Annotated in this window: 21 protein-coding genes and 1 tRNA gene; 14 read left to right on the top strand and 8 right to left on the bottom strand. The window is 70.6% G+C overall.

Annotation, left to right across the window (positions count from 1 at the left end; translation table 11 throughout):
- Positions 1–911 precede the first annotated feature (911 nt).
- The 3 genes from ACLQ2S_RS24065 (at position 912) to ACLQ2S_RS24055 (ending at position 1,594) form a co-directional block, all read left to right on the top strand.
- Positions 912–984, top strand: a tRNA-Arg gene (locus tag ACLQ2S_RS24065).
- 123 nt (positions 985–1,107) lie between these two features.
- Positions 1,108–1,341 (top strand): hypothetical protein, encoded by a 234-nt coding sequence (locus ACLQ2S_RS24060; RefSeq protein ID WP_425702990.1) that lies wholly within the window; start codon positions 1,108–1,110, stop codon positions 1,339–1,341.
- Positions 1,334–1,594 (top strand): hypothetical protein, encoded by a 261-nt coding sequence (locus ACLQ2S_RS24055; protein WP_425702988.1) that lies wholly within the window; start codon positions 1,334–1,336, stop codon positions 1,592–1,594. Before ACLQ2S_RS24060 ends, ACLQ2S_RS24055 begins: the two co-directional genes overlap by 8 nt.
- 355 nt (positions 1,595–1,949) lie before the next feature.
- Here ACLQ2S_RS24055 and ACLQ2S_RS24050 read toward each other — a convergent pair whose 3' ends face one another.
- On the bottom strand, positions 1,950–2,720 hold the full coding sequence (locus ACLQ2S_RS24050; protein ID WP_155215293.1) for a phosphotransferase: 771 nt from the start codon (positions 2,718–2,720) through the stop codon (positions 1,950–1,952).
- A gap of 211 nt (positions 2,721–2,931) precedes the next feature.
- Here ACLQ2S_RS24050 and ACLQ2S_RS24045 point away from each other — a divergent pair, with 211 nt between their 5' ends.
- From ACLQ2S_RS24045 to ACLQ2S_RS24025, 5 genes are all read left to right on the top strand, one after another.
- Entirely contained in the window at positions 2,932–3,489 is a 558-nt protein-coding gene (locus ACLQ2S_RS24045) for an RNA polymerase sigma factor (RefSeq protein WP_155215292.1), read from the top strand.
- Positions 3,486–4,292 carry a hypothetical protein gene (locus ACLQ2S_RS24040; RefSeq protein ID WP_155215291.1) on the top strand — a complete coding sequence of 269 codons (807 nt, stop codon included), beginning with the start codon at positions 3,486–3,488 and terminating at the stop codon, positions 4,290–4,292. The genes ACLQ2S_RS24045 and ACLQ2S_RS24040 overlap by 4 nt, the downstream gene beginning before the upstream one ends.
- A gap of 136 nt (positions 4,293–4,428) precedes the next feature.
- Positions 4,429–5,229 (top strand): ABC transporter ATP-binding protein, encoded by an 801-nt coding sequence (locus ACLQ2S_RS24035; RefSeq protein ID WP_425702985.1) that lies wholly within the window; start codon positions 4,429–4,431, stop codon positions 5,227–5,229.
- Positions 5,226–6,611, top strand: coding sequence for a hypothetical protein (locus ACLQ2S_RS24030; protein ID WP_230462282.1), 1,386 nt, complete (start codon positions 5,226–5,228; stop codon positions 6,609–6,611). Before ACLQ2S_RS24035 ends, ACLQ2S_RS24030 begins: the two co-directional genes overlap by 4 nt.
- Entirely contained in the window at positions 6,608–7,207 is a 600-nt protein-coding gene (locus ACLQ2S_RS24025; RefSeq protein ID WP_155215289.1) for a hypothetical protein, read from the top strand. The genes ACLQ2S_RS24030 and ACLQ2S_RS24025 overlap by 4 nt, the downstream gene beginning before the upstream one ends.
- A 55-nt stretch (positions 7,208–7,262) precedes the next feature.
- Here the strand turns inward: ACLQ2S_RS24025 and ACLQ2S_RS24020 are convergent, their stop codons facing one another.
- Together ACLQ2S_RS24020 and ACLQ2S_RS24015 are read right to left on the bottom strand one after the other, a co-directional pair.
- Positions 7,263–7,850 (bottom strand): ClpP family protease, encoded by a 588-nt coding sequence (locus ACLQ2S_RS24020; protein ID WP_155215288.1) that lies wholly within the window; start codon positions 7,848–7,850, stop codon positions 7,263–7,265.
- Positions 7,851–8,012: 162 nt separating this feature from the next.
- On the bottom strand, positions 8,013–8,645 hold the full coding sequence (locus ACLQ2S_RS24015; protein ID WP_196222466.1) for a helix-turn-helix domain-containing protein: 633 nt from the start codon (positions 8,643–8,645) through the stop codon (positions 8,013–8,015).
- 161 nt (positions 8,646–8,806) lie between these two features.
- Between ACLQ2S_RS24015 and ACLQ2S_RS24010 the strand changes: the two genes are divergently transcribed.
- Positions 8,807–9,820 (top strand): potassium channel family protein, encoded by a 1,014-nt coding sequence (locus ACLQ2S_RS24010; protein WP_309222763.1) that lies wholly within the window; start codon positions 8,807–8,809, stop codon positions 9,818–9,820.
- A gap of 78 nt (positions 9,821–9,898) precedes the next feature.
- On the opposite strand, the gene ACLQ2S_RS24005 is transcribed toward ACLQ2S_RS24010, so the two are convergent.
- Together ACLQ2S_RS24005 and ACLQ2S_RS24000 are read right to left on the bottom strand one after the other, a co-directional pair.
- Positions 9,899–10,936 (bottom strand): 2-oxoacid:ferredoxin oxidoreductase subunit beta, encoded by a 1,038-nt coding sequence (locus ACLQ2S_RS24005; protein WP_155215287.1) that lies wholly within the window; start codon positions 10,934–10,936, stop codon positions 9,899–9,901.
- The gene (locus tag ACLQ2S_RS24000; RefSeq protein ID WP_309222762.1) at positions 10,929–12,776 is read right to left on the bottom strand and encodes a 2-oxoacid:acceptor oxidoreductase subunit alpha; all 1,848 of its coding nucleotides are present in this window, start codon (positions 12,774–12,776) and stop codon (positions 10,929–10,931) included. Before ACLQ2S_RS24000 ends, ACLQ2S_RS24005 begins: the two co-directional genes overlap by 8 nt.
- 346 nt (positions 12,777–13,122) lie before the next feature.
- On the opposite strand from ACLQ2S_RS24000, the gene ndhC reads away from it, so the two are divergent.
- Positions 13,123–13,500 carry an NADH-quinone oxidoreductase subunit A gene (ndhC, locus tag ACLQ2S_RS23995; RefSeq protein ID WP_309222761.1) on the top strand — a complete coding sequence of 126 codons (378 nt, stop codon included), beginning with the start codon at positions 13,123–13,125 and terminating at the stop codon, positions 13,498–13,500.
- A 62-nt stretch (positions 13,501–13,562) separates the two neighbouring features.
- On the opposite strand, the gene folP is transcribed toward ndhC, so the two are convergent.
- The gene (gene folP, locus ACLQ2S_RS23990; protein WP_425702980.1) at positions 13,563–14,432 is read right to left on the bottom strand and encodes a dihydropteroate synthase; all 870 of its coding nucleotides are present in this window, start codon (positions 14,430–14,432) and stop codon (positions 13,563–13,565) included.
- Positions 14,433–14,574: 142 nt separating this feature from the next.
- On the opposite strand from folP, the gene ACLQ2S_RS23985 reads away from it, so the two are divergent.
- The 4 genes from ACLQ2S_RS23985 to ACLQ2S_RS23970 are packed head-to-tail and all read left to right on the top strand — an operon-like array spanning position 14,575 to position 16,985.
- Complete coding sequence (locus tag ACLQ2S_RS23985) at positions 14,575–15,243, top strand: DivIVA domain-containing protein (RefSeq protein WP_425702978.1); 669 nt, start codon at positions 14,575–14,577, stop codon at positions 15,241–15,243.
- Entirely contained in the window at positions 15,240–15,737 is a 498-nt protein-coding gene (locus ACLQ2S_RS23980) for an SRPBCC family protein (protein ID WP_309222759.1), read from the top strand. Before ACLQ2S_RS23985 ends, ACLQ2S_RS23980 begins: the two co-directional genes overlap by 4 nt.
- Before the next feature lie 29 nt (positions 15,738–15,766).
- Positions 15,767–16,354 (top strand): DNA-3-methyladenine glycosylase I, encoded by a 588-nt coding sequence (locus tag ACLQ2S_RS23975; RefSeq protein ID WP_309222758.1) that lies wholly within the window; start codon positions 15,767–15,769, stop codon positions 16,352–16,354.
- A gap of 7 nt (positions 16,355–16,361) precedes the next feature.
- Complete coding sequence (locus ACLQ2S_RS23970; RefSeq protein WP_155215285.1) at positions 16,362–16,985, top strand: hypothetical protein; 624 nt, start codon at positions 16,362–16,364, stop codon at positions 16,983–16,985.
- A 12-nt stretch (positions 16,986–16,997) separates the two neighbouring features.
- Here ACLQ2S_RS23970 and ACLQ2S_RS23965 read toward each other — a convergent pair whose 3' ends face one another.
- Together ACLQ2S_RS23965 and ACLQ2S_RS23960 are read right to left on the bottom strand one after the other, a co-directional pair.
- A complete protein-coding gene (locus ACLQ2S_RS23965; RefSeq protein WP_309222757.1) occupies positions 16,998–17,789 on the bottom strand; it encodes an enoyl-CoA hydratase-related protein in 792 nt (263 codons plus the stop codon).
- Entirely contained in the window at positions 17,786–18,610 is an 825-nt protein-coding gene (locus ACLQ2S_RS23960) for a PaaX family transcriptional regulator (RefSeq protein ID WP_155215284.1), read from the bottom strand. Before ACLQ2S_RS23960 ends, ACLQ2S_RS23965 begins: the two co-directional genes overlap by 4 nt.
- Between the last annotated feature and the right edge of the window lie 187 nt (positions 18,611–18,797).

The raw sequence follows: 18,797 nt of genomic DNA, 5'->3' as shown, positions 1-18,797 counted from the left end.
TCTTCCCAGATCAGAAGGCACTTCCTCTTTCATGATCCACGATGCGGGCAGCCCTTACTGAAGGGCCGAGGCTAGGCATCTTGGGTATCGCGGTGAGGAGTAGGAGTGGTGGCGCGGATAGATGTGAAATGGCGTCGACCGCGGACGTATACGACGGCGGCTTGCCATCGCCTGGGAGGCGCCGGTGGGCACCACTGGCGAGGCAACACCCTGGACGGCTGCCGGCGTCGGAGCCGACAGGTGGCCCACCAAGCGCGACGACGCCGGTGGTTGCCAGCCGTGATGGTGCTCCGTTGGTGCTCGGATGTTCGGAGCTTGACCAGTAAGGTCGGAACAGAATCAGCATAATGGGGCCCGCGCGGCCGATCGCCACACCGCAGGATGGCGCACTCCGCTTGCAGCACCGCGCTGACCAGCAGATACTCAGCCGCCTGTTCCGGCACGCAGCAGCACTCACCGATACGCGCGAAGTAACGGTTACGCAGCGTAGGGAGCATCTGACGGGTTCGGACTACGGATCAGATGCTTCACAAGGTCGATCCGGGTGCTTCGCTCATGTCGCTCCGGTCGTCCCGGCGTAGTGCTTCAACGCGCCGTGCTCGCGACCGCGTCGCGGGTGGCGAGGTTTCAACGAGGATCCCGATCAGGCGTGGGGTGCGAGTCGAGGGTCCGGCGATAAGTCCTTACCGATCTTGCTGATGTGTACGCCGTGTGCTCTCCAGCGGAGGTCACCGCGTGCCCATCCGTGCTACTTCGGGTCAATCGGGGTCAACGATCATGGTGGCTAGGCCTGCCTGGTGTGGTCGGCGTGTGGTCGTCGGTCGGGGCGGCTGGCTGGGTCAACGCAGGTCAACGTGGGTCACTCCCTGCCAACGCGGGTCGACCCGCAGGTCGTTACACTGGCCACTCGCGCCCTCGTAGCTCAGGGGATAGAGCATCGGTTTCCTAAACCGTGTGTCGCAGGTTCGAATCCTGCCGGGGGCACCTCAAAGATCAGCAGAAGCCCCGGGGTGCCGTTTGGCGCCATCCGCGCTCGGTCTGGGGGCGCCTCCGGCATGCATCGGCTGGCGCGGTCCTCCGTCGTTCGTTGCCGTGCACAACTATGTGGTGGATGCAGCCACGCTCAAGCAGGCGCTTGATGACGTGTTTGACCAGGTGCTGGTGTACCACGAGTTCACCGACTACATGCGCGACTACGAGGTCATCGTCTACGCCACCGCGGATCCTCGCAGCGGCATAGCACCGGCCTACCTGCGTTATGTGGTCCACTACTGCGTCGAGGCGCACTGCCGGACAACGGTCCACGGTCACGCCTTCCACTTGACGGCAGTCGTTGGATGACCGCCTGATCGACGAGACCGGCGTCGAGTTGGACGGCTACGTCTGGGGCGTGAATTGGCACAACCTTTACCCGGGCGCGCTGCAGGAGTCGCCCACGGCGCGGAGTTGGACCCAGGCGATCGGGCTTGAGTTCCACGAGGTACGGATCGAGACCAACGCACACGAGCTGACTCTGGTGTTCTCGGACTTGCAGGTCAGCGAGCTACCGCAGGGTTATTGCCCGTTCGTCGTCAAGCCGGATGGCGAGCAGTAGGTGCAGGTGGCGTGCCGTGCCTCATGTTCACCGTGGTGGCAGCAGGACCAGGAGGCCGGGTGGAGTCGGGCGACCCATCAGCACCTTTCGGTTCCTCTCGCGAGCCGGATCGTGAAGGATCAGCCCTCGGACGCCGAGACGTGGAGGCATCGCCATGAACCCCGACGAAGCTGAAAAGGCGGCGAGAATGAGGTTCCTCCTCGCTGGCACTGCCTTCTTCCGCGCAGGGCAGGTGGTCGCGTGGGTCGGAGTGGTCTACACCCTCGTGGCGTTGTTGCAGCGAATCAGCGGCTAACGGGCAGGCCGCCGAGGCGCGGCGGGAACCGTCGGCCAGCAGCACCGCGTGGGGCGCGGCCTATGCTTCCGCGAAGGCGGTGCGTAGCTCGTCGCGGTGCGACTGTACGTAGCGGATGTCCGCCTCGTACAGATCGGCGTGCCCCTCCGCGATGTGCTGCTGGAACGCCTCGTTGCCCTGGCTGGCCTGATCGTGCATGAAGTCGACGAGCGCCTGCAGTCGGTCCGGGACGACGTCGATGACCTCGGCGCCCGCTTCCGGCCCGTACGCGCGGCAGAACTCGGCGGTCCGACGCCCCTGCTCCTGCGGTGTGCCGAAGCTTTCCGGGTTGTCCGGCCCCTGCAATGGCGCGAACCGGTAGACGGCGTAGGCGATGTCCCAGACGCGCGGCCCGGGGTGGGCCGCGTCGAAGTCGATGAAACCGACTGCCCGGCCGTCCTTGACGACACAGTTGTACTGGGCGGCGTCACCGTGGCAGATGACCTCGGCCGGCTGCCGGATGGGGAGGAGCCAGCGGTCGTCGGGGCGCGGCCGGAACGTGACGCTCGCGTCGTGCAGGCCGCGCAGCAGTACGGCCGCGGTGGCGAGGACTTCGGGCGTACGCAGCTCAGGCGTGAGCGCATTGGGTACTTCGCCGTCGAGGAACGTGAGTATCTCGTTGCCCTCACTGTCGAAGCCACGCGGCTGCGGCGCGCCGTGGAACCCGTGGTCGTGGAGGTGCCGCAGGAGCCGGTGGATCGCCGGTGTCGCCGGTGCAGCCGGCCGGTGGACGACATCGCCGTAGCGGCGCACGACGTTCACTCCGCCACGAAGTTCCTGCTGTTCAGTCATGTGTTGCTCGCTTCCACCAGCACGCGCCGACGGTACTTGGAGGGGGTGAGGCGGGTGCCGGAAGTTCCCGCAGGGCGAGATCGGGTGGCAGCCTGCTCTGCGGGTGCCTGGCTGGCAGAGTTCCGCCAGCGGGTGAGTGAGTGACGGCGATCACAGGATTTTGTGACCCGTTGCGGGTGGGGGTGTCGTCTTACCGGATGTGAGTGATGGCATGGACGTGGCTGACGAGGGCGAACTCGTGCGGCGCGTGGCCTGTGGGGATCGGCGGGCGTTCGACGAGTTGTACCGGCGTACGGCGCCGTGGCTGGAGGTGCGGCTGCGCCGCCGGTGCGCCGACCCGGACGTTGTCGCCGAGGTTCTCCAGGACACGTACCTGACGGTGTGGCGCGCGTCGGGCAGTTTCGTCGGCACCCGGTCCGGGGGTGACGGCGGGGCGCGGGGAAGTGCGGTGGGCTGGTTGTGGACCATCGCCGCCACTCGCCTGGTCGACGCGTTCCGTCGTCGGGCGCGCCGGGCGCGGGTGCCGCAGGTGCAGCTCATGGCGAGCACGGTCCCGGCGGCCGAGGACGAGGTGATGGCCGTCCGGGTCGGTCAGGAGTTGGAACAGGCGTTGCTCGTCCTGCCACCGGAGGTCCGGGCGGCCCTGCGGGCCACGGTCCTCGACGGGCTCTCCATGCGGGAGGCGTCGGTGCTGTTGGGCGTGCCGGAGAACACCGTCAAGTCTCGGGTACGCCGTGCCCGGATCGCCTTGCGGGAGGCACTGTCATGACGACCGACCATCCCACGTTGTCCCAGCTCGAACGGTACGCCGCCGCAGGCCCCGGCCTCGACGAGCCCACGGTTTGGGCGATCGAGGTGCACCTTGAGGACTGTGCCGACTGTCGTGCCCGGTTGGCCGGCAGTACCACCGGCGACAGCCGGGCCCTGGTCGAGCGGGTCGCGGTGAGCCTGGATCGGGAGATCGCCGCCCGGCCGGTACCCGGCGGCCGTAGTCGTTCCTGGTCGCGGCTGCGGCACCGCTGGTTCGTCGGGACGCTGGCACCGTGGCTGGCCATGACGGCGGCGGTGCTCGCCTGCGCGGCGGTGCTGACCAACCTGTGGACCGGGCTGCCGTCACTGGTGCTCCTGATCGCCCCGCTGGCTCCGCTGCCCGGCGTGGCGGTCGCCTGGCACCGCCGGGCCGACCCGGCCTGGGAACTGATCGCCGCCACTCCGGCCGCCGGCATGACGACGTTGCTTCGGCGTACGGCAGCGGTGCTGGCCTTCGTCATCCCGGTGCTCGCCATCGTCGGAGCCGGTACCGGTGTGTCCCTGGCGCTGGTGCTGCTGCCCTGTCTGGCGTTCACGGTCGGCACGCTCGTGTTGGGAACCCTGATCGGTGTACGCCGGGCCGCAGCGGTCCTGATCGCGGTCTGGATGCTCGTCGTCGTCGCACCCAGTATCGCCGTCGCCCGGGTGCCGATGCTGCTGGAGGCGGACGGGGCCGGTGGCTGGGCACTGGCCACGGTGGTGCTGTCCGTCGTCGCGCTGCTGCGGATGGACGGATTCCGCCGACTCGCCAACCACGCCTAGACGGCCACCACCCCGAAACAACCGGCCACCCCGAAACAGCCAGCCACCCGGAATCAACCGGCCACCCCTAGCAGGCAGCGCCCACTGCGAACCCGGCGATGCCTGCCGCTGACCATGCCAGCTGAAGGAGTTGATGATGCGTACCGTGAGCGCGGCCGAGACGGCCGCCACCACCCATCCCTGGGCGATCCACGCCGAGGGGTTGCAGGTCCGGGCGGGACGGCACCTGGCCGTGAACGGCCTCGACCTGACCCTGACCATCGGTGTGCACGGACTGCTGGGCCCGAACGGTGCCGGCAAGACGACCCTGATGCGGTCACTGGCGACCGTGCTGGCACCGTCCGGCGGGCGGTTGGCACTGCTCGGGCACCCGGTCGACGGCCGCTCCGAGCTGCGTTCGGTGCGCCGCGCCCTGGGCTACCTGCCGCAGCATTTCGGCTTCTACCCCCGGTTCACCGTCCGCGAGTTCGTCGGCTACATGGCCTGGCTGAAGGAGATGCCCAAGGCCGGTGTGCCGGCGGCGGTCCAACGGGCCATCGACCGGGTTGGATTGTCCGCCAAGGCCGACGCCCGACTGAAGACGCTCTCCGGTGGCATGTTGCGCCGGGCCGGGATCGCGCAGGCCATCGTCAACGATCCGCAACTCCTGCTGCTCGACGAGCCGACCGTCGGCCTCGACCCGGAACAGCGGCTCGACTTCCGCGAGCTGCTGCGTGATCTCGGCACGGACAGTTGCGTGCTGGTCTCCACCCACCTGGTGGAGGACGTGGTGGCGGCCTGTTCCGACGTGATCGTGGTCAACGAGGGACGCCTGGTGTGGCAGGGCAGTCCGGAGAGCCTCAGCGACCAGGGCGGCCAGGGCGATGCCGGGGACAGCCCGGCCGAGCGGGGCTACTCCGCGGTCCTCCGTCGGCACCGCGCGGAGGCCACCCGATGAGCGGGCGTGGCGTTGCCGGCACGCGGCGGAAGGCCGGTACCCGCATGAGCGTCTACGGCATCGAACTACGCCGTTCCGCCGCGCTCGGTGCGGCACTGCTCACCGTGGCGGTCGGGGTCGGCGCACTGTACGCGGCCCCGGGCCGGTGGGCGGCCGGCTGGATGACGCTGGCCATGACCAGTCGGGAGTACCTGCTGCTGCTGTGGCCGTTGGCCCTGGCCGCAGGTGCCTGGCAGGGGCGTCGGGAGCACCGGGCGAAGGTCGGTGAACTGTTCGCCACCACCCCCCGGTCCCGGCTACGACGGATCCTGCCGGTCGTCGGTGCGATGGCTGTCACCCTCGCGGTCGCCTACCTGCTGATGACGGCGGCGGGCATCGCCTGGATCGTGACCACCGCAGCGTACGTGCCGGTGCTGAACTTCACCGTCGTCACCGCTGTCGGTGCGCTGTCCCTGGTCGCGGCGGCGTGGCTCGGACTGGCCATCGGGCGGATGCTCCCCGCCCTGGTGACCGCACCGGCGGTGGGGGTGGCCGGGGTCCTGCTGGTCTTCCTCAGTGCCATCCGGCTCCCGGACTGGCTGGCCGCAGCGGTCTCCCCGGTCCACGGTGCGGTCTCGTTCCACGCCTTCCAGACGATCGACAATCGGGTCAGCGGCGCGCTCGCGATCTCGATGATCGCGCTCGCCGTGACCGGTTTGCTGCTGTTCGCCGCGGACGGCTGGCGGGCCCGGACGGCGGCGCTGGTGCCGGTGCTGCTCGGGCTCACCATGGCGGCGGTGGTCGTCCCCCGGGACGAGGAGGTGCTCAATTGGCCGGTCGATCCCGTCGCCCGGGAACTGGTGTGTACCGATGACGCGCCGACGGTGTGCGTCAGCCGGGTCCACGCCAACGTCCTCGACGCGCTGACCCCGCTGGCCCGGGAGGGTCTGAGCGCGCTGGCGAAGCTGCCGGGTGCCCCGGCCGCCGTGCACGAGGAGACCAGCAGGTTCGGATCCGACGAGGTCAGATCACTCAACGACGGCGTCGTCCGGATCATGATCCGGTCCGATCGGCGGGGCGGGCTCGGCCATCCGGCAGCGGTGGTGTACGAGACCGTCAGGGGGCTCGGGGTCGACTACGACGAGAAGTGCCACAACCGCGACGAAGCGGCCGAACGCGCGGCGACCTACTGGCTGTTGGACCGCGAGCCGCAGTCCGAGGTGGAGGTGATTCCCGAGGTCTTCTACGAGGATCCCGAGGTCACGGTCGAGGCGGTCAGACTGTGGCACAGCCTGCGCGAGCTGCCCGACGACGAGGCGTTGGCCCGGGTGACGGCACTCCGCGATGCCCTGCTGGCCTGCGCGGACCTCACCGGCATCCTGTCCGGGGGCGGGGCCCGATGACCGGCGTCGCGCTGTATCTGCGCTCGCGGCGCGTACCGCTGACCCTGGCGGCGGCCGTCGGCGGCGCGGCGCTGATCTGGGCGCTGTGCCTGGCGTTCGCCAACGAGCGGGACGTCGCTTCGCTGCTGGTCGTCATGACGGTGCTGCTGATGGTCGCGGTGCTGTCGGCCACCCTTGCCGGTCCCGACGAGAACCTGGAGCGGACCGCCTCGCGGCCCTGGCCCTGGCGACGTGCGGTGCACCTGCTCGCCGCCCTGGTGCTGGTCGTCGTGGTCCTGCTCGCCACCCGGCAGACCGGAGCCCGGTTCGGGCCGACTGCTCTGGTGGTCCGCGACGCCGCCGGCCTGATCGGACTGACCGCCCTGTGCGCGACGGTGGTGGGCGCGGCCCGGTCATGGTTCCTGCCACTGGGCTGGACCACCGTCGCGGTGCTGTATCCCCAGGACGGTGTCTGGGGCGCGATCGCCACCTGGCCGGGCCAGCCGTCCGACAGCGGTGCCGCGGTGCTGGCGGCGGTGGTTCTCGCTCTCGGCGGGTCGGTCGTCTACTCGATCGTCGGCCCGGCCCGGCCAGCGGCGTCCGGCGAGGCCGGCTGACCGGTCGGTCGGCCCTACCGCACCGGTCACCAGATTCTCCGGGTACGCCGTCGGGTCAGCTCGCGGGCAGTTGGGTGGCGGCGGTGATCACCTGGTCGATCAGGCCGTAGTCGCGGGCCTCCTCGGCGGTGAACCAGCGGTCCCGGTCCCAGTCACGCTGGATCTCGCCCAGGGTCCGCCCGCTGTGCTGAGCGATCAACTCCTGCATCGTCTGCTTCACGTGCAGCATGTTCTGGGCCTGGATGGTGATGTCGGAGGCGGTGCCGCCCATGCCACCGGAAGGCTGGTGCATGAGGATGCGGGTGTGCGGCAGCGCGTACCGCTTGCCGGGCGTGCCCGCGCAGAGGAGGAACTGACCCATCGAGCCGGCGAGCCCCAGGGCCAGGGTCGCCACGTCGTTGCGGACGAAGCGCATCGTGTCGTAGACCGCCATCCCCGCGCTCACCGAGCCGCCCGGTGAGTTGATGTAGAGGGTGATGTCCCGTTCCGGGTCTTCGGCGGCGAGCAGCAGGATCTGGGCGCAGATCCGGTTGGCGATGTCGTCGTTCACCTCGCTGCCGAGGAAGACGATGCGTTCCCGCAGCAGCCGCTCGAACACCTGGTCGCCGAAGGTCTGTCGGCCATCGTCGAGCATCGTGATCATGGTTAACCTCCACTGCCGGCGGCGACGTCGAACGCTCGGAGACCGGCCCCTTGAGCCTGCGGGATGCCGACGTTCGCTGGCCAGCCGTTCTGCCCCGGGCAGATTCGCCCACGGCAGAACGGCCACACGGCCGGAACCGGTGGCAGCGAAGGGCTGGGCGCGCTACCTCGGGTGACGTCCGGCGGCGACGCGGACGGTGGGGATCCGCCGGGCCGGGCGTCCGGTCCTGGCGCGCCGCGCCGCGCCGACCGACGGCCGTCCGGCCGACGCGCGACGCAGCAGTGGTCCCCGGGTGACGACGTGGACCGGGCCGGTCCGGTCGGCCAGGGCGATGATCCTGATCCCGGCGGAGACGGTGCTCTGCGCCCCGCCGATGCCACCGACCGAGCGGAGCCGGCCGCCGTCGACCGCGTCGCTGCCACCCGGCCCTGCGGTTAGGTGGGAACCGAAGCCGAGACGGGCGACGGGCCCGTCCGTGCCCCGACCGGCCGACGCGGCCACTGGGTCGCCGGGACGGCTGACCGGCACCCGGCCGGTCGGCTCGGTGACGGGCAGTCGCCGTTCGACTCGCCGCAACTCGTCTCGGACCTCCTCCAGCAGGTCCGACAGGTGCAGGCCGAGCGCCCGGCAGATCGCCGCGAGCACCTCGGAGGAGGCCTCCTTGCGCCCCCGTTCCACCTCGGACAGGTACGGCACGGAGACCCCGGCGGCCAGGGCGACCTCCCGCAGCGTACGGCCCTGAAGCTGTCGCCTGCGGCGTAGTACCGCACCGATCACCCGTCTCAGCAACGACATAGGGGCCTCACTCTCGCCGCTTCTTTGCTGATCGTCCCATCATGCCTGGCCGCCGCTCCGTTCGCCGTACCGTGTGCCCGCAACGCCACCCCGCCGTGCGGTTGCCGGATCAGCGGCTATGTTGTGGGCGTGCAGACGACCGAGGTAGGGCGTGTCCTCCGGTGATCCACTTTCCCGCGCAGCGGCGTGGGCCGCTCAGCGCGCTGAGCATCCGGTTGGCCGCCGCCGTCGGGCTGGTGCTCGCCGTGGTGGCGGTGGTCTACCTCGAACGGGAGCAGTACCACGACAACAACGGCGACGGCCTGACCCTGCTGGACTGCTTCTACTACGCGGTGGTTTCCCTGTCGACCACCGGCTACGGCGACATCGTGCCGGTGACCCAGGAGGCCCGGCTGGTCAACGTCCTGTTCATCACCCCCGCCCGGGTGCTGTTCCTGATCATCCTGGTCGGCACCACCCTTGAGGTCCTGACCGAGCAGTACCGGACCGGCCGTCGCCTGCACCGGTGGGAGAGAAAAGTGAAGGACCACGTCATCATCTGCGGCTACGGCACCAAGGGCCGGAGCGCGATCTCGGCGCTGATGGAGAACGGGCTGGACAAGTCCCGGATCGTGGTGGTGGAACGTGCGGGCCCGGCGTTGCGTCAGGCCACGTCGAACGGGCTGGTCGCCATCGAGGGGTCGGCGACCCGATCCTCCGTGCTCAACCAGGCCCACGTACGCACCGCCAAGGCGGTGATCATCGCGACCGACAGCGACGACGCGGCGGTGCTGGTGGCATTGACCGTACGCCAGCTCACCGCCGGTCAGGTGCGGATCATCGCGGCGGCCCGGGAGGCGGAGAACGCTCCGCTGCTCAAGCAGAGCGGCGCGCACCACGTGATCGTCTCGTCGGCGACCGCAGGCCGACTGCTGGGCCTGTCGACGTCGGCGCCACCGCTGATCGACGTGGTGGAGGACCTGCTCACCCCGGGTCAGGGCATGGCGCTGGCCATGCGGTCCGCGGAACGCAGCGAGGTCGGCAGGTCGCCCCGCGAACTGGACACGCTGGTGATCGCGCTGGTCCGGCGGGGCAAGGTGGTCACCCTGGCGGACCGGGCCGGAGCGGTCATCGAGACCGGGGACATGCTGGTGCACGTCCGCGACGACCGACCCACCGCGAACACCCTGCCCTGATCGGCGGTCGGCGAGGCTTCCGGACGCCGACCGGGCCGCCCCCAGCGGGAACGACCCGGTCGGTGGGGTCAGGCCCGGTCAGCCGACGATCGTCCAGGTGTCGCCGCTGCCCAACAGCCCGGCCAGCTGCTGCTCCGGGGTGTCGGTGACGCTCGCCTGTGCCTCGGCCACCTGACCCTGCACCACGCTGTCGTAGGACGGCCGGTGCACCGAGCGGAACACACCGATCGGGGTGTTGCGCAGGTCGAAGCCGGGCAGCCGGGACAAGGCGAACGCGTACGCCGGGTCGTCGACCGTGGCGTCGTGCACGACGATCTCCTCAGCCGGGGTCGACGCGGTGTCGCGTACCTCCAGACCGAAGCCGCCGGGCGGGTGTACGACGCAGAACTGCCCGTCCTTGCCGAACGTGATCGGCTGGCCGTGTTCCAGCCGGATCAGGTGATCGTCGCGGGTGCCTGGCTCCTTGAGCTGCTCGAACGCCCCGTCGTTGAAGATGTTGCAGTTCTGGTAGATCTCCACGAACGCGGACCCGGAGTGCTCGGCTGCGGCGCGCAGCACCGATTGCAGGTGCTTACGGTCGGAGTCGATGGTCCGGCCGACGAAGGTCGCCTCCGCGCCGAGCGCCAACGACAGCGGGTTGAACGGCGCGTCGGCCGAACCGACCGGCGTCGACTTGGTGATCTTGCCGACTTCCGAGGTGGGGGAGTACTGCCCCTTGGTCAGCCCGTAGATCCGGTTGTTGAACAGCAGGATCTTGAGGTTGACGTTGCGGCGCAGCGCGTGGATCAGGTGGTTGCCGCCGATGGAGAGGGCGTCGCCGTCACCGGTCACCACCCACACCGACAGGTCCGGCCGGGAGACCGACAGACCGGTGGCGATCGCCGGTGCCCGCCCGTGGATGGAGTGCATCCCGTAGGTGTTCATGTAGTACGGGAAGCGCGACGAGCAGCCGATCCCGGAGACGAAGACGATGTTCTCCCGGGGGATGTTCAGCTCCGGCATGAACTGCTGGACGGCGGCGAGGATCGCGTAGTCGCCGCAGCCGGGGCACCAGCGCACCTCCTGGTCGGACTTGAAGTCCTTGGCGGTGAGCTTGAGGGCGACGGGCTCAGACATTCTTCAGGACCTCTTCCAGCGTCGTCTCCAGCTCGGTGGCGGTGAACGGCAGGCCACGGACCTGGTTGTAGCCGATGGCGTCGACCAGGTAGCGGGCCCGGATCACGTGTGCGAGCTGGCCGAGGTTCATCTCGGGGATGACCACCCGGTCGTAGGAGCGCAGCACCGTGCCGAGGTTGGCCGGCATCGGGGCCAGGTGCCGCAGGTGTGCCTGCGCGATCGACAGGCCGCGCTGGCGCAGGGCGCGGCAGGCGGCACCGATCGGGCCGTACGTCGAGCCCCAGCCGAGCACCAGCACCCGGGCGTCGCCGTCCGGGTCCTCCACCTCCACGTCCGGCACCGGGATGGTCTCGATCCGGGCCGCCCGGGTACGCACCATGTAGTCGTGGTTCGCCGGGTCGTAGGAGATGTCACCGGTCTTGTCGGCCTTCTCCAGCCCACCGATGCGGTGTTCCAGGCCCGGGGTGCCGGGCACGGCCCACGGCCGGGCCAGGGTCTGCGGATCGCGCAGGTACGGCAGGAAGGTGGTGCCGTCCTCGCTGTTGGGCGCGGTGGCGAACTCGACCCGCAGATCCGGCAGGGAATCCACCTCGGGCAGCAGCCACGGCTCGGAGCCGTTGGCGACGTAGTTGTCCGACAGCAGGATGACCGGGGTGCGGTAGGTCAGCGCGATCCGCGCCGCCTCCAGCGCCGCGTAGAAGCAGTCGGACGGTGACTTCGGCGCGATCACCGCCACCGGCGCCTCGCCGTGCCGGCCGAACAGCGCCATGTTCAGGTCGGCCTGTTCGGTCTTGGTCGGCATGCCGGTCGACGGCCCGGCCCGCTGCACGTCCACGATCACCAGCGGCAGCTCCAACGCCACCGCGAGGGAGATGGTCTCACCCTTGAGCGCCACGCCCGGGCCGCTGGTGGTGGTCACGCCGAGCGCGCCACCGTACGAGGCACCCAGCGCCGCGCCGATCGCGGCGATCTCGTCCTCGGCCTGCATGGTGGTGACACCGAACCGCTTGTGCTTGCTCAGCTCGTGCAGGATGTCCGAGGCCGGCGTGATCGGGTACGCGCCGAGGAAGACCGGGAGGCCGGAGCGGACACCGGCGGCGACGATGCCGAGCGACAGCGCGGCGTTGCCGGTGATGTTGCGGTAGGTCCCCGGCGGCATCTTGGCCGGTTTCACCTCGTAGCGGACGGCGAAGTCCTCGGTGGTCTCGCCGAAGTTCCAACCGGCCTTGAACGCGGCGACGTTCGCCGCGACCAGCTCGGGCCGCTTGGCGAACTTGCGCTCCAGGAACCGCAGCGTCGACTCGTACGGCCGGGAGTACATCCAGCTCAGCAGGCCGAGGGCGAACATGTTCTTGGCGCGCTCGGCGTCTTTCTTGGACACGTCCAGGTCGGCCAGCGCACCGATCGTCATGGAGGTCAGCGCGACCGGGTGCACCGCGTACCCGGCGAGCGTGTCGTCGTCGAGCGGGTTGCTCGCGTAGCCGACCTTGGCCAGGTTGCGCTTGGTGAACTCGTCGGTGTTGACGATGATGTCGGCGCCCCGGGGCAGGTCCACGAGATTCGCCTTGAGCGCCGCCGGGTTCATCGCGACCAACACGTTCGGCGCGTCGCCGGGGGTGAGGATGTCGTAGTCGGCGAAATGCACCTGGAAGCTCGACACGCCCGGCAGGGTGCCGGCGGGCGCGCGGATCTCGGCGGGGAAGTTGGGCAGCGTGGAAATGTCATTGCCCAGTTGCGCGGTCTCGGAGGTGAATCGGTCTCCGGTCAACTGCATGCCGTCGCCGGAATCGCCGGCGAACCGGATGACCACCCGTTCCAACTGGCGGATCTGCTTGCTCACGGCCGCACCTCGCTTCGTCGCGCGCCGTGGCGCGGCCGGCTGAACTGGATGGTGACCTCGCCTTGCCCGGCCACGAGACCTCCTTGACGCGCCGTTGTACCGGCCGTCCGCTAACGTCCGGCCCGTTGTCCTTTCCTCACCGAGAGCCTACGTCTAATCACGGTCCCGCCCGGCCCGGAGGTCCGCCGACTGGGATCGAAAAGTGAGGGTTTATGTGGTCACTTGCGGTGTTTCGCCGGGGCCGCCGTAATCCATATCACCGTACGTATCAACCCGGTCGGTCATCGGTCCGGGACCGGTCGTCTGGTACGGAACAGTCCGACACGGGACGGTAGGCTGATCTACCGTGACCGGTTACCTGGGCTCGTACGCGACGCTCGGGCTCCTGCTCCTCGCCGGCGTGCTCTTCCTCGTCGTGGCGTTCACGGCCAACCGGGTGCTGCGCCCCGCCCGCCCGGCCGATCCGCCCGGCAAGCGCGCCAGCTACGAGTGCGGGCTCGACCCGGTGGGTGGCGACTGGGCGCAGATGCAGATTCGTTACTACGTCTACGCCTACCTCTACGTGCTGTTCGCGGTCGAGGCGGTGTTCCTCTTCCCCTGGGCGGTGGTCTTCGACCGGCCCGGGTTCGGGCTGGTCACCGTGGTGGAGATGGCGATCTTCGTGGGTGTGCTCGCGCTCGGCCTGGCCTACGCCTGGCGGCGCAACATCCTTCGCTGGACCTGAACCCGCAGCTAAGCCTGGGCCGCGCCGACCCCACAGCTCAGGCGGGCCCGCAGCGGCCCGCATCAGGCGAGGCCGCGTCGGCTGAGCGTCGGTGGGCGGTCACCCCGGATGGCCGCGACCATGTCCAGCAGCCGGCGGGTCGGGCGGACCTGATGGGCGCGGAAGACCCGGGCGCCCAACCACGCGGAGACCGCCGTCGCGGCGAGCGTCCCCTCCAGCCGCTCGGTGACCGGCAGGTCCAGCGTCTCGCCGACGAAGTCCTTGTTCGACAGGGCCACCAACACCGGCCAGCCGGTCTCGACCAGCTCGCCCAACCGTCGGGTGATCTCCAGCGAGTGCCGGGTGTTCTTGCCGAAGTCGTGTGCCGGGTCGATGAGGATCCCGTCGGGGCGTACGCCCAGGGACACCGCGCGTTCAGCGAGCCCGGTCACCGTCGTGACCACGTCCGCCACCGCGTCGTCGAAGGCCGCCCGGTGCGGCCTGGTGCGCGGGGCGAGTCCGCCCGCGTGTGAGCAGACCAGCCCGACCCCGGTCCGCGCCGCCACCTGGGCCAGCGCCGGATCCGCCCCCGACCAGGTGTCGTTGAGCAGGTCCGCGCCGGCCGCCACGGCCTCCACCGCCACCTCGGCGCGCCAGGTGTCGATCGAGATGACGACCTCGGGGAATGCCTCGCGTACGGCGGCGATGGTGCCCACCGTGCGACGGATCTCCTCGGCGACGTCGACCTCGGCGCCCGGCCCGGCCTTCACCCCGCCGATGTCGACGATGTCCGCGCCCTCCTGCACCGCCCGTTCCACCGCCCGCAGCGCGCTGTCGGCCGCGAAGGTCGCGCCCCGGTCGAAGAACGAGTCCGGGGTGCGATTGACGATCGCCATCACCACCAGGTCGCCGGGGCCGAACCGCCGAGCCCCGAGCCGCAGCACCCCGGCCACGCCACCTCCCACATCGCCGTACGCCGTCGGCCGATCACGTCGGCGTCACGATGACGCTATCCGGTCGTCGCCCTGGTGCCTTGTCCGGTACGGCGCGCCGGGTGGGGTCGCCCCGTTCCCTTCGGCGTGCCACGATCAGTGCATGGATCAGCTTCTGCTCCTGCTGGTCGTGGCGGTCACCGTCGCGGCGGTCGTGTTCGGCGTGACGGCGTTGGTGACCGGTCGGGATCCCGGCCTGACCCCGGTCGAGGCGGACGGGCGGGCGGTGCCGTTGCCCGGCGACCGTCCGTTGCGCGAGTCGGACGTGGGCGAGGTGCGCTTCGACATCGCCCTGCGTGGGTACCGGATGGCCCAGGTGGATCAGGCGATGCGCCGGGCGGCGTACGACATCGGCTACAAGGCCGAGCTGATCGGGGTGCTGGAGGCGGAGGTGACGGCGTTGCGAGACGGGCGGACCGCCGACGCGGACGCGCTTCGCCGAGCCCGTGAGCAGGCGGCCAACCCGACCGAGGCGGAGGCGGCGTCGCAGGACGCGCCGGTGATCGACCTTTCGGTGACGGTCGACCCCGACGGGGTCTCCAACCCGGGTTCGGGTGCCGCGTCGGCGACGGAGGCGGAGGCCACGGCGACCGAGCCGACCGACCGCTACGTCCGGCCGGCCGCCGAGCAGTCGGCGGCGGACGGGAAGCCGGTGTCGAACGGGCAGTCGGCCGACGCTGCCGCTGACCCGACCACCGACGGGCAGCCGACCACCAGCGACGCACCGGCGAACAACGACCGCGAATCGGTGGTCCGGTCGGAGTCGACGTGAGCAACCCGGACGGCGCAGACGATCTTCGCGAGGCGGCCCGACCGGGTGCCGGTGAGGTCACCGCCACCGTGATCGTCGACGCGCCGGCCGAGAAGGTCTTCGCCGCCCTGCTGGCCTGGGAACGGCAGTCCGAGTGGATTCCGTTCACCACCGTCCGGGTGGTGGAGGGCGACGGCGGCGAGGGGAGCCTGGTCGAGGCGGTCACCTCGCTCGGCCCGGCGGTGCTGCGGGACACCATGCGGGTGGTCCGGGTGGACGCGCCGTACGAGATCGGCGTGGTGCACTGCGGCACGCTGCTGCGCGGGCCCGGTGCGCTGCGGTGCACCCCGCTGGAGAGCGGGCGCACCCAGGTGGTCTGGCACGAGTGGTTCCACCTGCCGGGTGGCCCGGCCGGGCGGGTGGCCTGGCCGGTGCTCTGGCCCGGCTCCAAGATGAGCCTCACCCGGGCGCTGCGTCGTTTCGCCCGCCAGGTCGAGCAGGGACACCTGCCCTGACTGTCCCGCCCCGGCACTAGCCTGGTCGCGTGACTGAACTGGTGATCGGTGCCGACGGTCTGGCCCGGTGTGGGTGGGGAGCCAGCACCGCCGACTACGCGGTCTACCACGACACCGAGTGGGGGCGCCCGGTGCACGGCGACGACGCCCTCTACGAACGGATGACGCTGGAGGCGTTCCAGTCCGGGTTGTCCTGGCTGACGATCCTGCGCAAGCGACCGGCCTTCCGGGCGGCCTTCGACGACTTCCACATCGACACGGTGGCCGGCTACGGCGAGGCCGACGTGACCAGGTTGCTCGCCGACGCCGGCATCGTCCGGAACCGGGCCAAGATCGAAGCTGCGATCGCGAACGCCCGCGCGGCGCGGGTACTGCCCGAGGGGTTGTCGGCGCTGCTCTGGTCCTTCGCGCCGCCGCCCGGCCGGGCCCGGCCGAACTCCGGGGCCGACGTGCCGGCGTTGACCGACGCCTCCACGGCCATGGCCAAGGCGCTCAAGAAGCGCGGCTTCCGGTTCGTCGGCCCGACCACGGCGTACGCGCTGATGCAGGCCACCGGGATGGTCGACGACCATCTAGCGGGCTGCCACGTCGTGACGTCCACGACGGGCGTGATGTGATGAGGGCATGACGACCGACACCGCACACCGGGTGAACGGGGCGAGCCAGGCCGACAGCACGGGCACCTGGGCCGTGCTCCTGCCCGCCGGACGGTACGACGCCGAACGGCTCGTCCATCACGACACACTCGAACTGACCGGGCTGGACGAGGCCATCCGGCCCCGCCTCGGTGACCAGGTCGCGGTGCTGGCCGACGAGCCGCCCCGGCTGGTGGCGGTGGGTCGGGTCGCCGGCCCGTCCGACCGGCGCCCGGAGGACCCGGACGATCCGCAGTCCGACCTGGCGCCCGGCGAACTGGTCGTCGCGTACACCCGGCGGGCCTTCGACGAGCCGGTCCCGGCCGATGCGCTGGTCCTCAGCGGGCCGGTCACCGCCCTCGACGCGGCCACCTTCCGTGAGCTGGTCGACCGGCTCGGCCCGCCGCCGCAGCGCCGGACCTGGCTGGTCAGCCTGGACCTGCCGATCGAGGCCGACTCGCCGGGCGAGGCGGTCCGGCTGTTCTGGGCGTACGTGCAGGAACTCGGTCCTCGGGAACTGCCCGCCTTCGTCTCACCCTCCGGCGACGAGTTGGCCATGCAGGCGTTCGTGCTCGGCGCGGAGGCGAACCAGGACCCGGAAGAGGACGACTGACCGGCCGACGGTTCACCGGCCTTCGAAGACCGGCTTCTGCTTGTCGACGAAGGCCATGGTGGCCGCGCGGTGGTCCGCGGTAGCGCCGCAGATGGCCTGCGCCTGCGCCTCGGCGGCCAGCGCGTCGGCCAGGGTGCCGGCGTCGGCGACGGAGAGCTGACGCTTGATCGCCCCGTAGGCGACGGTCGGACCGGCGGCGAGCCGGGCGGCCAGTTCCTGCGCGGCGGGCAGCACCTGCTCGTCGTCGTCCAGCATCCGGTTCAGCAGCCCCAACCGGCACGCCTCCTCGGCGCGTACCGGCTCGGCCAGCATCAGCAGCTCGACGGCCTTGGCGTGGCCGACGAGCCGGGGCAGGGTCCACGAGGCGCCGGTGTCAGCGGCCAGCCCCACCTTGGCGAAGGCCATCAGGAAGCTGGTGGAGGGCCCGCCGATGCGGATGTCGGCCAGGAAGGCCAGGGAGGCGCCCGCCCCGGCGGCCATGCCCCGGACCGCCGCCACCACCGGCTTGGGCAGGCTGGCCAGCCGGGCGGCGATCGGGTTGTAGTGCGCCCGGACCGTGTCCAGCGGGTTGCTGTCGCTGGCCTGGAGGGTGTTGACGTGCTCCCGCAGATCCTGACCGGCGCAGAACGACCCACCCGCCCCGGCCAGCACCACCGCCCGGCAACTGCGGTCGGACTCCAGCTCGGCGAGGGTGTCCCGCAGCGCCTCCTTGAGCGCCACGTCGAGCGAGTTCATCGCCTTCGGGCGGTTCATGGTGAGGGTGACGACCGCGTCGGTGCGGTCGACGAGCAGCGGCTCGGTCACGTCTGGCGACCCTTCTGTCGGGCTATCCGGTGTCCACCGTCGAGGCACTGCTCGACGTACCGGTCGGCGGCCGGTCGGAGCCGGGCCGCGTGGCGGTCGAAGAAGCTGGCCGCGGCGATACCGGGCCAGCGTTCGGGCAGCAGTGCCGGTGGCAGCTGCGGGTCCCGGAAGAGGAACGTACGCCATGCGTGCACCAGCCGGAACCGGGCCGCGTACGCCTCCTCGTCGCCGCTGCGGGCCGTGACGCCGGTCAGCAGCGTGCGCTGCTCCGCGACGAACTCCTCGTACGCTCGGCCGATCTCGGCCAGGTCCCAGGCCCGGCGGACCAGACCCATCGCGCCCGGCGTCCCGGCGGCGTGCGCGGCACTGAACCGCTCGAAGCGTACGCCCGCCTCGCTGAGCAGCAGGTCGACGTCCTCGGCCGGGCGGGTGGCCACCCAGGTCTGCTCGTCCAGCGTGCCGTAGCCGAGGTAGCGCAGGTTGGCGGCGAGTCGCTGGCGGTCCCGCCGGGCCCCCGGCCCGTCCAGCACCAGCAGGTCGAAGCGCCCGTCCCAGGTGACCCGGCCGGTGCGGTAGATCCGCGAGGCGGCCTCGTCCAGCCGGCGGGCCGCCTTCGGCGTGATCGAATATCCCGGACCGGAGGTCAGCCTGACCGGTTCGAGCCAGCCTTGGCGGACCATCCGGGACACCGCCGTGCGTACGGCCGGTGGTGCGATCCCGAGCGGTGCCAGCAGCTTGACCAGCGCGGCAACGGGTGCGCGGCCACCCCGTGGTCGGAGGTGGTCGCCGTACAGGTCGAAGAGTGCCGACCGTGCCTGCATGACCGCACATTGTGACAGGCCATCTAAGGATAAGCTAGATGCTGTTACATCAATGCTGCTTCGGTTTGGGTCCGGCGGTGTTCATCAGGGAAAATCGTCGGTCGACACCCACGTGCAAGTTGCGGCGGGTGGTCATGGCGAAGTGGCTGTGGGGCAACCCACCGACCCTGGTGTAGGTCTGAGGGGA

This window comes from Micromonospora sp. DT48, from assembly GCF_049844495.1.
In the GTDB taxonomy this organism is placed as follows: Bacteria; Actinomycetota; Actinomycetes; order Mycobacteriales; family Micromonosporaceae; genus Micromonospora.
Note: the sequence above shows the minus strand (reverse complement) of the source record. Positions and strands in the feature narration are given on the sequence as shown.

Excerpts from the sequence above, each read along its gene's own strand:
- ACLQ2S_RS24050 (WP_155215293.1), bottom strand. The coding sequence starts at position 2,720 with ATGACTGAACAGCAGGAACTTCGTGGCGGAGTGAACGTCGTGCGCCGC.
- ACLQ2S_RS24045 (WP_155215292.1), top strand. The coding sequence starts at position 2,932 with ATGGACGTGGCTGACGAGGGCGAACTCGTGCGGCGCGTGGCCTGTGGG.
- ACLQ2S_RS24040 (WP_155215291.1), top strand. The coding sequence starts at position 3,486 with ATGACGACCGACCATCCCACGTTGTCCCAGCTCGAACGGTACGCCGCC.
- ACLQ2S_RS24035 (WP_425702985.1), top strand. The coding sequence starts at position 4,429 with ATGCGTACCGTGAGCGCGGCCGAGACGGCCGCCACCACCCATCCCTGG.
- ACLQ2S_RS24030 (WP_230462282.1), top strand. The coding sequence starts at position 5,226 with ATGAGCGGGCGTGGCGTTGCCGGCACGCGGCGGAAGGCCGGTACCCGC.
- ACLQ2S_RS24025 (WP_155215289.1), top strand. The coding sequence starts at position 6,608 with ATGACCGGCGTCGCGCTGTATCTGCGCTCGCGGCGCGTACCGCTGACC.
- ACLQ2S_RS24020 (WP_155215288.1), bottom strand. The coding sequence starts at position 7,850 with ATGATCACGATGCTCGACGATGGCCGACAGACCTTCGGCGACCAGGTG.
- ACLQ2S_RS24015 (WP_196222466.1), bottom strand. The coding sequence starts at position 8,645 with ATGTCGTTGCTGAGACGGGTGATCGGTGCGGTACTACGCCGCAGGCGA.
- ACLQ2S_RS24005 (WP_155215287.1), bottom strand. The coding sequence starts at position 10,936 with ATGTCTGAGCCCGTCGCCCTCAAGCTCACCGCCAAGGACTTCAAGTCC.
- ACLQ2S_RS23985 (WP_425702978.1), top strand. The coding sequence starts at position 14,575 with ATGGATCAGCTTCTGCTCCTGCTGGTCGTGGCGGTCACCGTCGCGGCG.
- ACLQ2S_RS23970 (WP_155215285.1), top strand. The coding sequence starts at position 16,362 with ATGACGACCGACACCGCACACCGGGTGAACGGGGCGAGCCAGGCCGAC.
- ACLQ2S_RS23960 (WP_155215284.1), bottom strand. The coding sequence starts at position 18,610 with ATGCAGGCACGGTCGGCACTCTTCGACCTGTACGGCGACCACCTCCGA.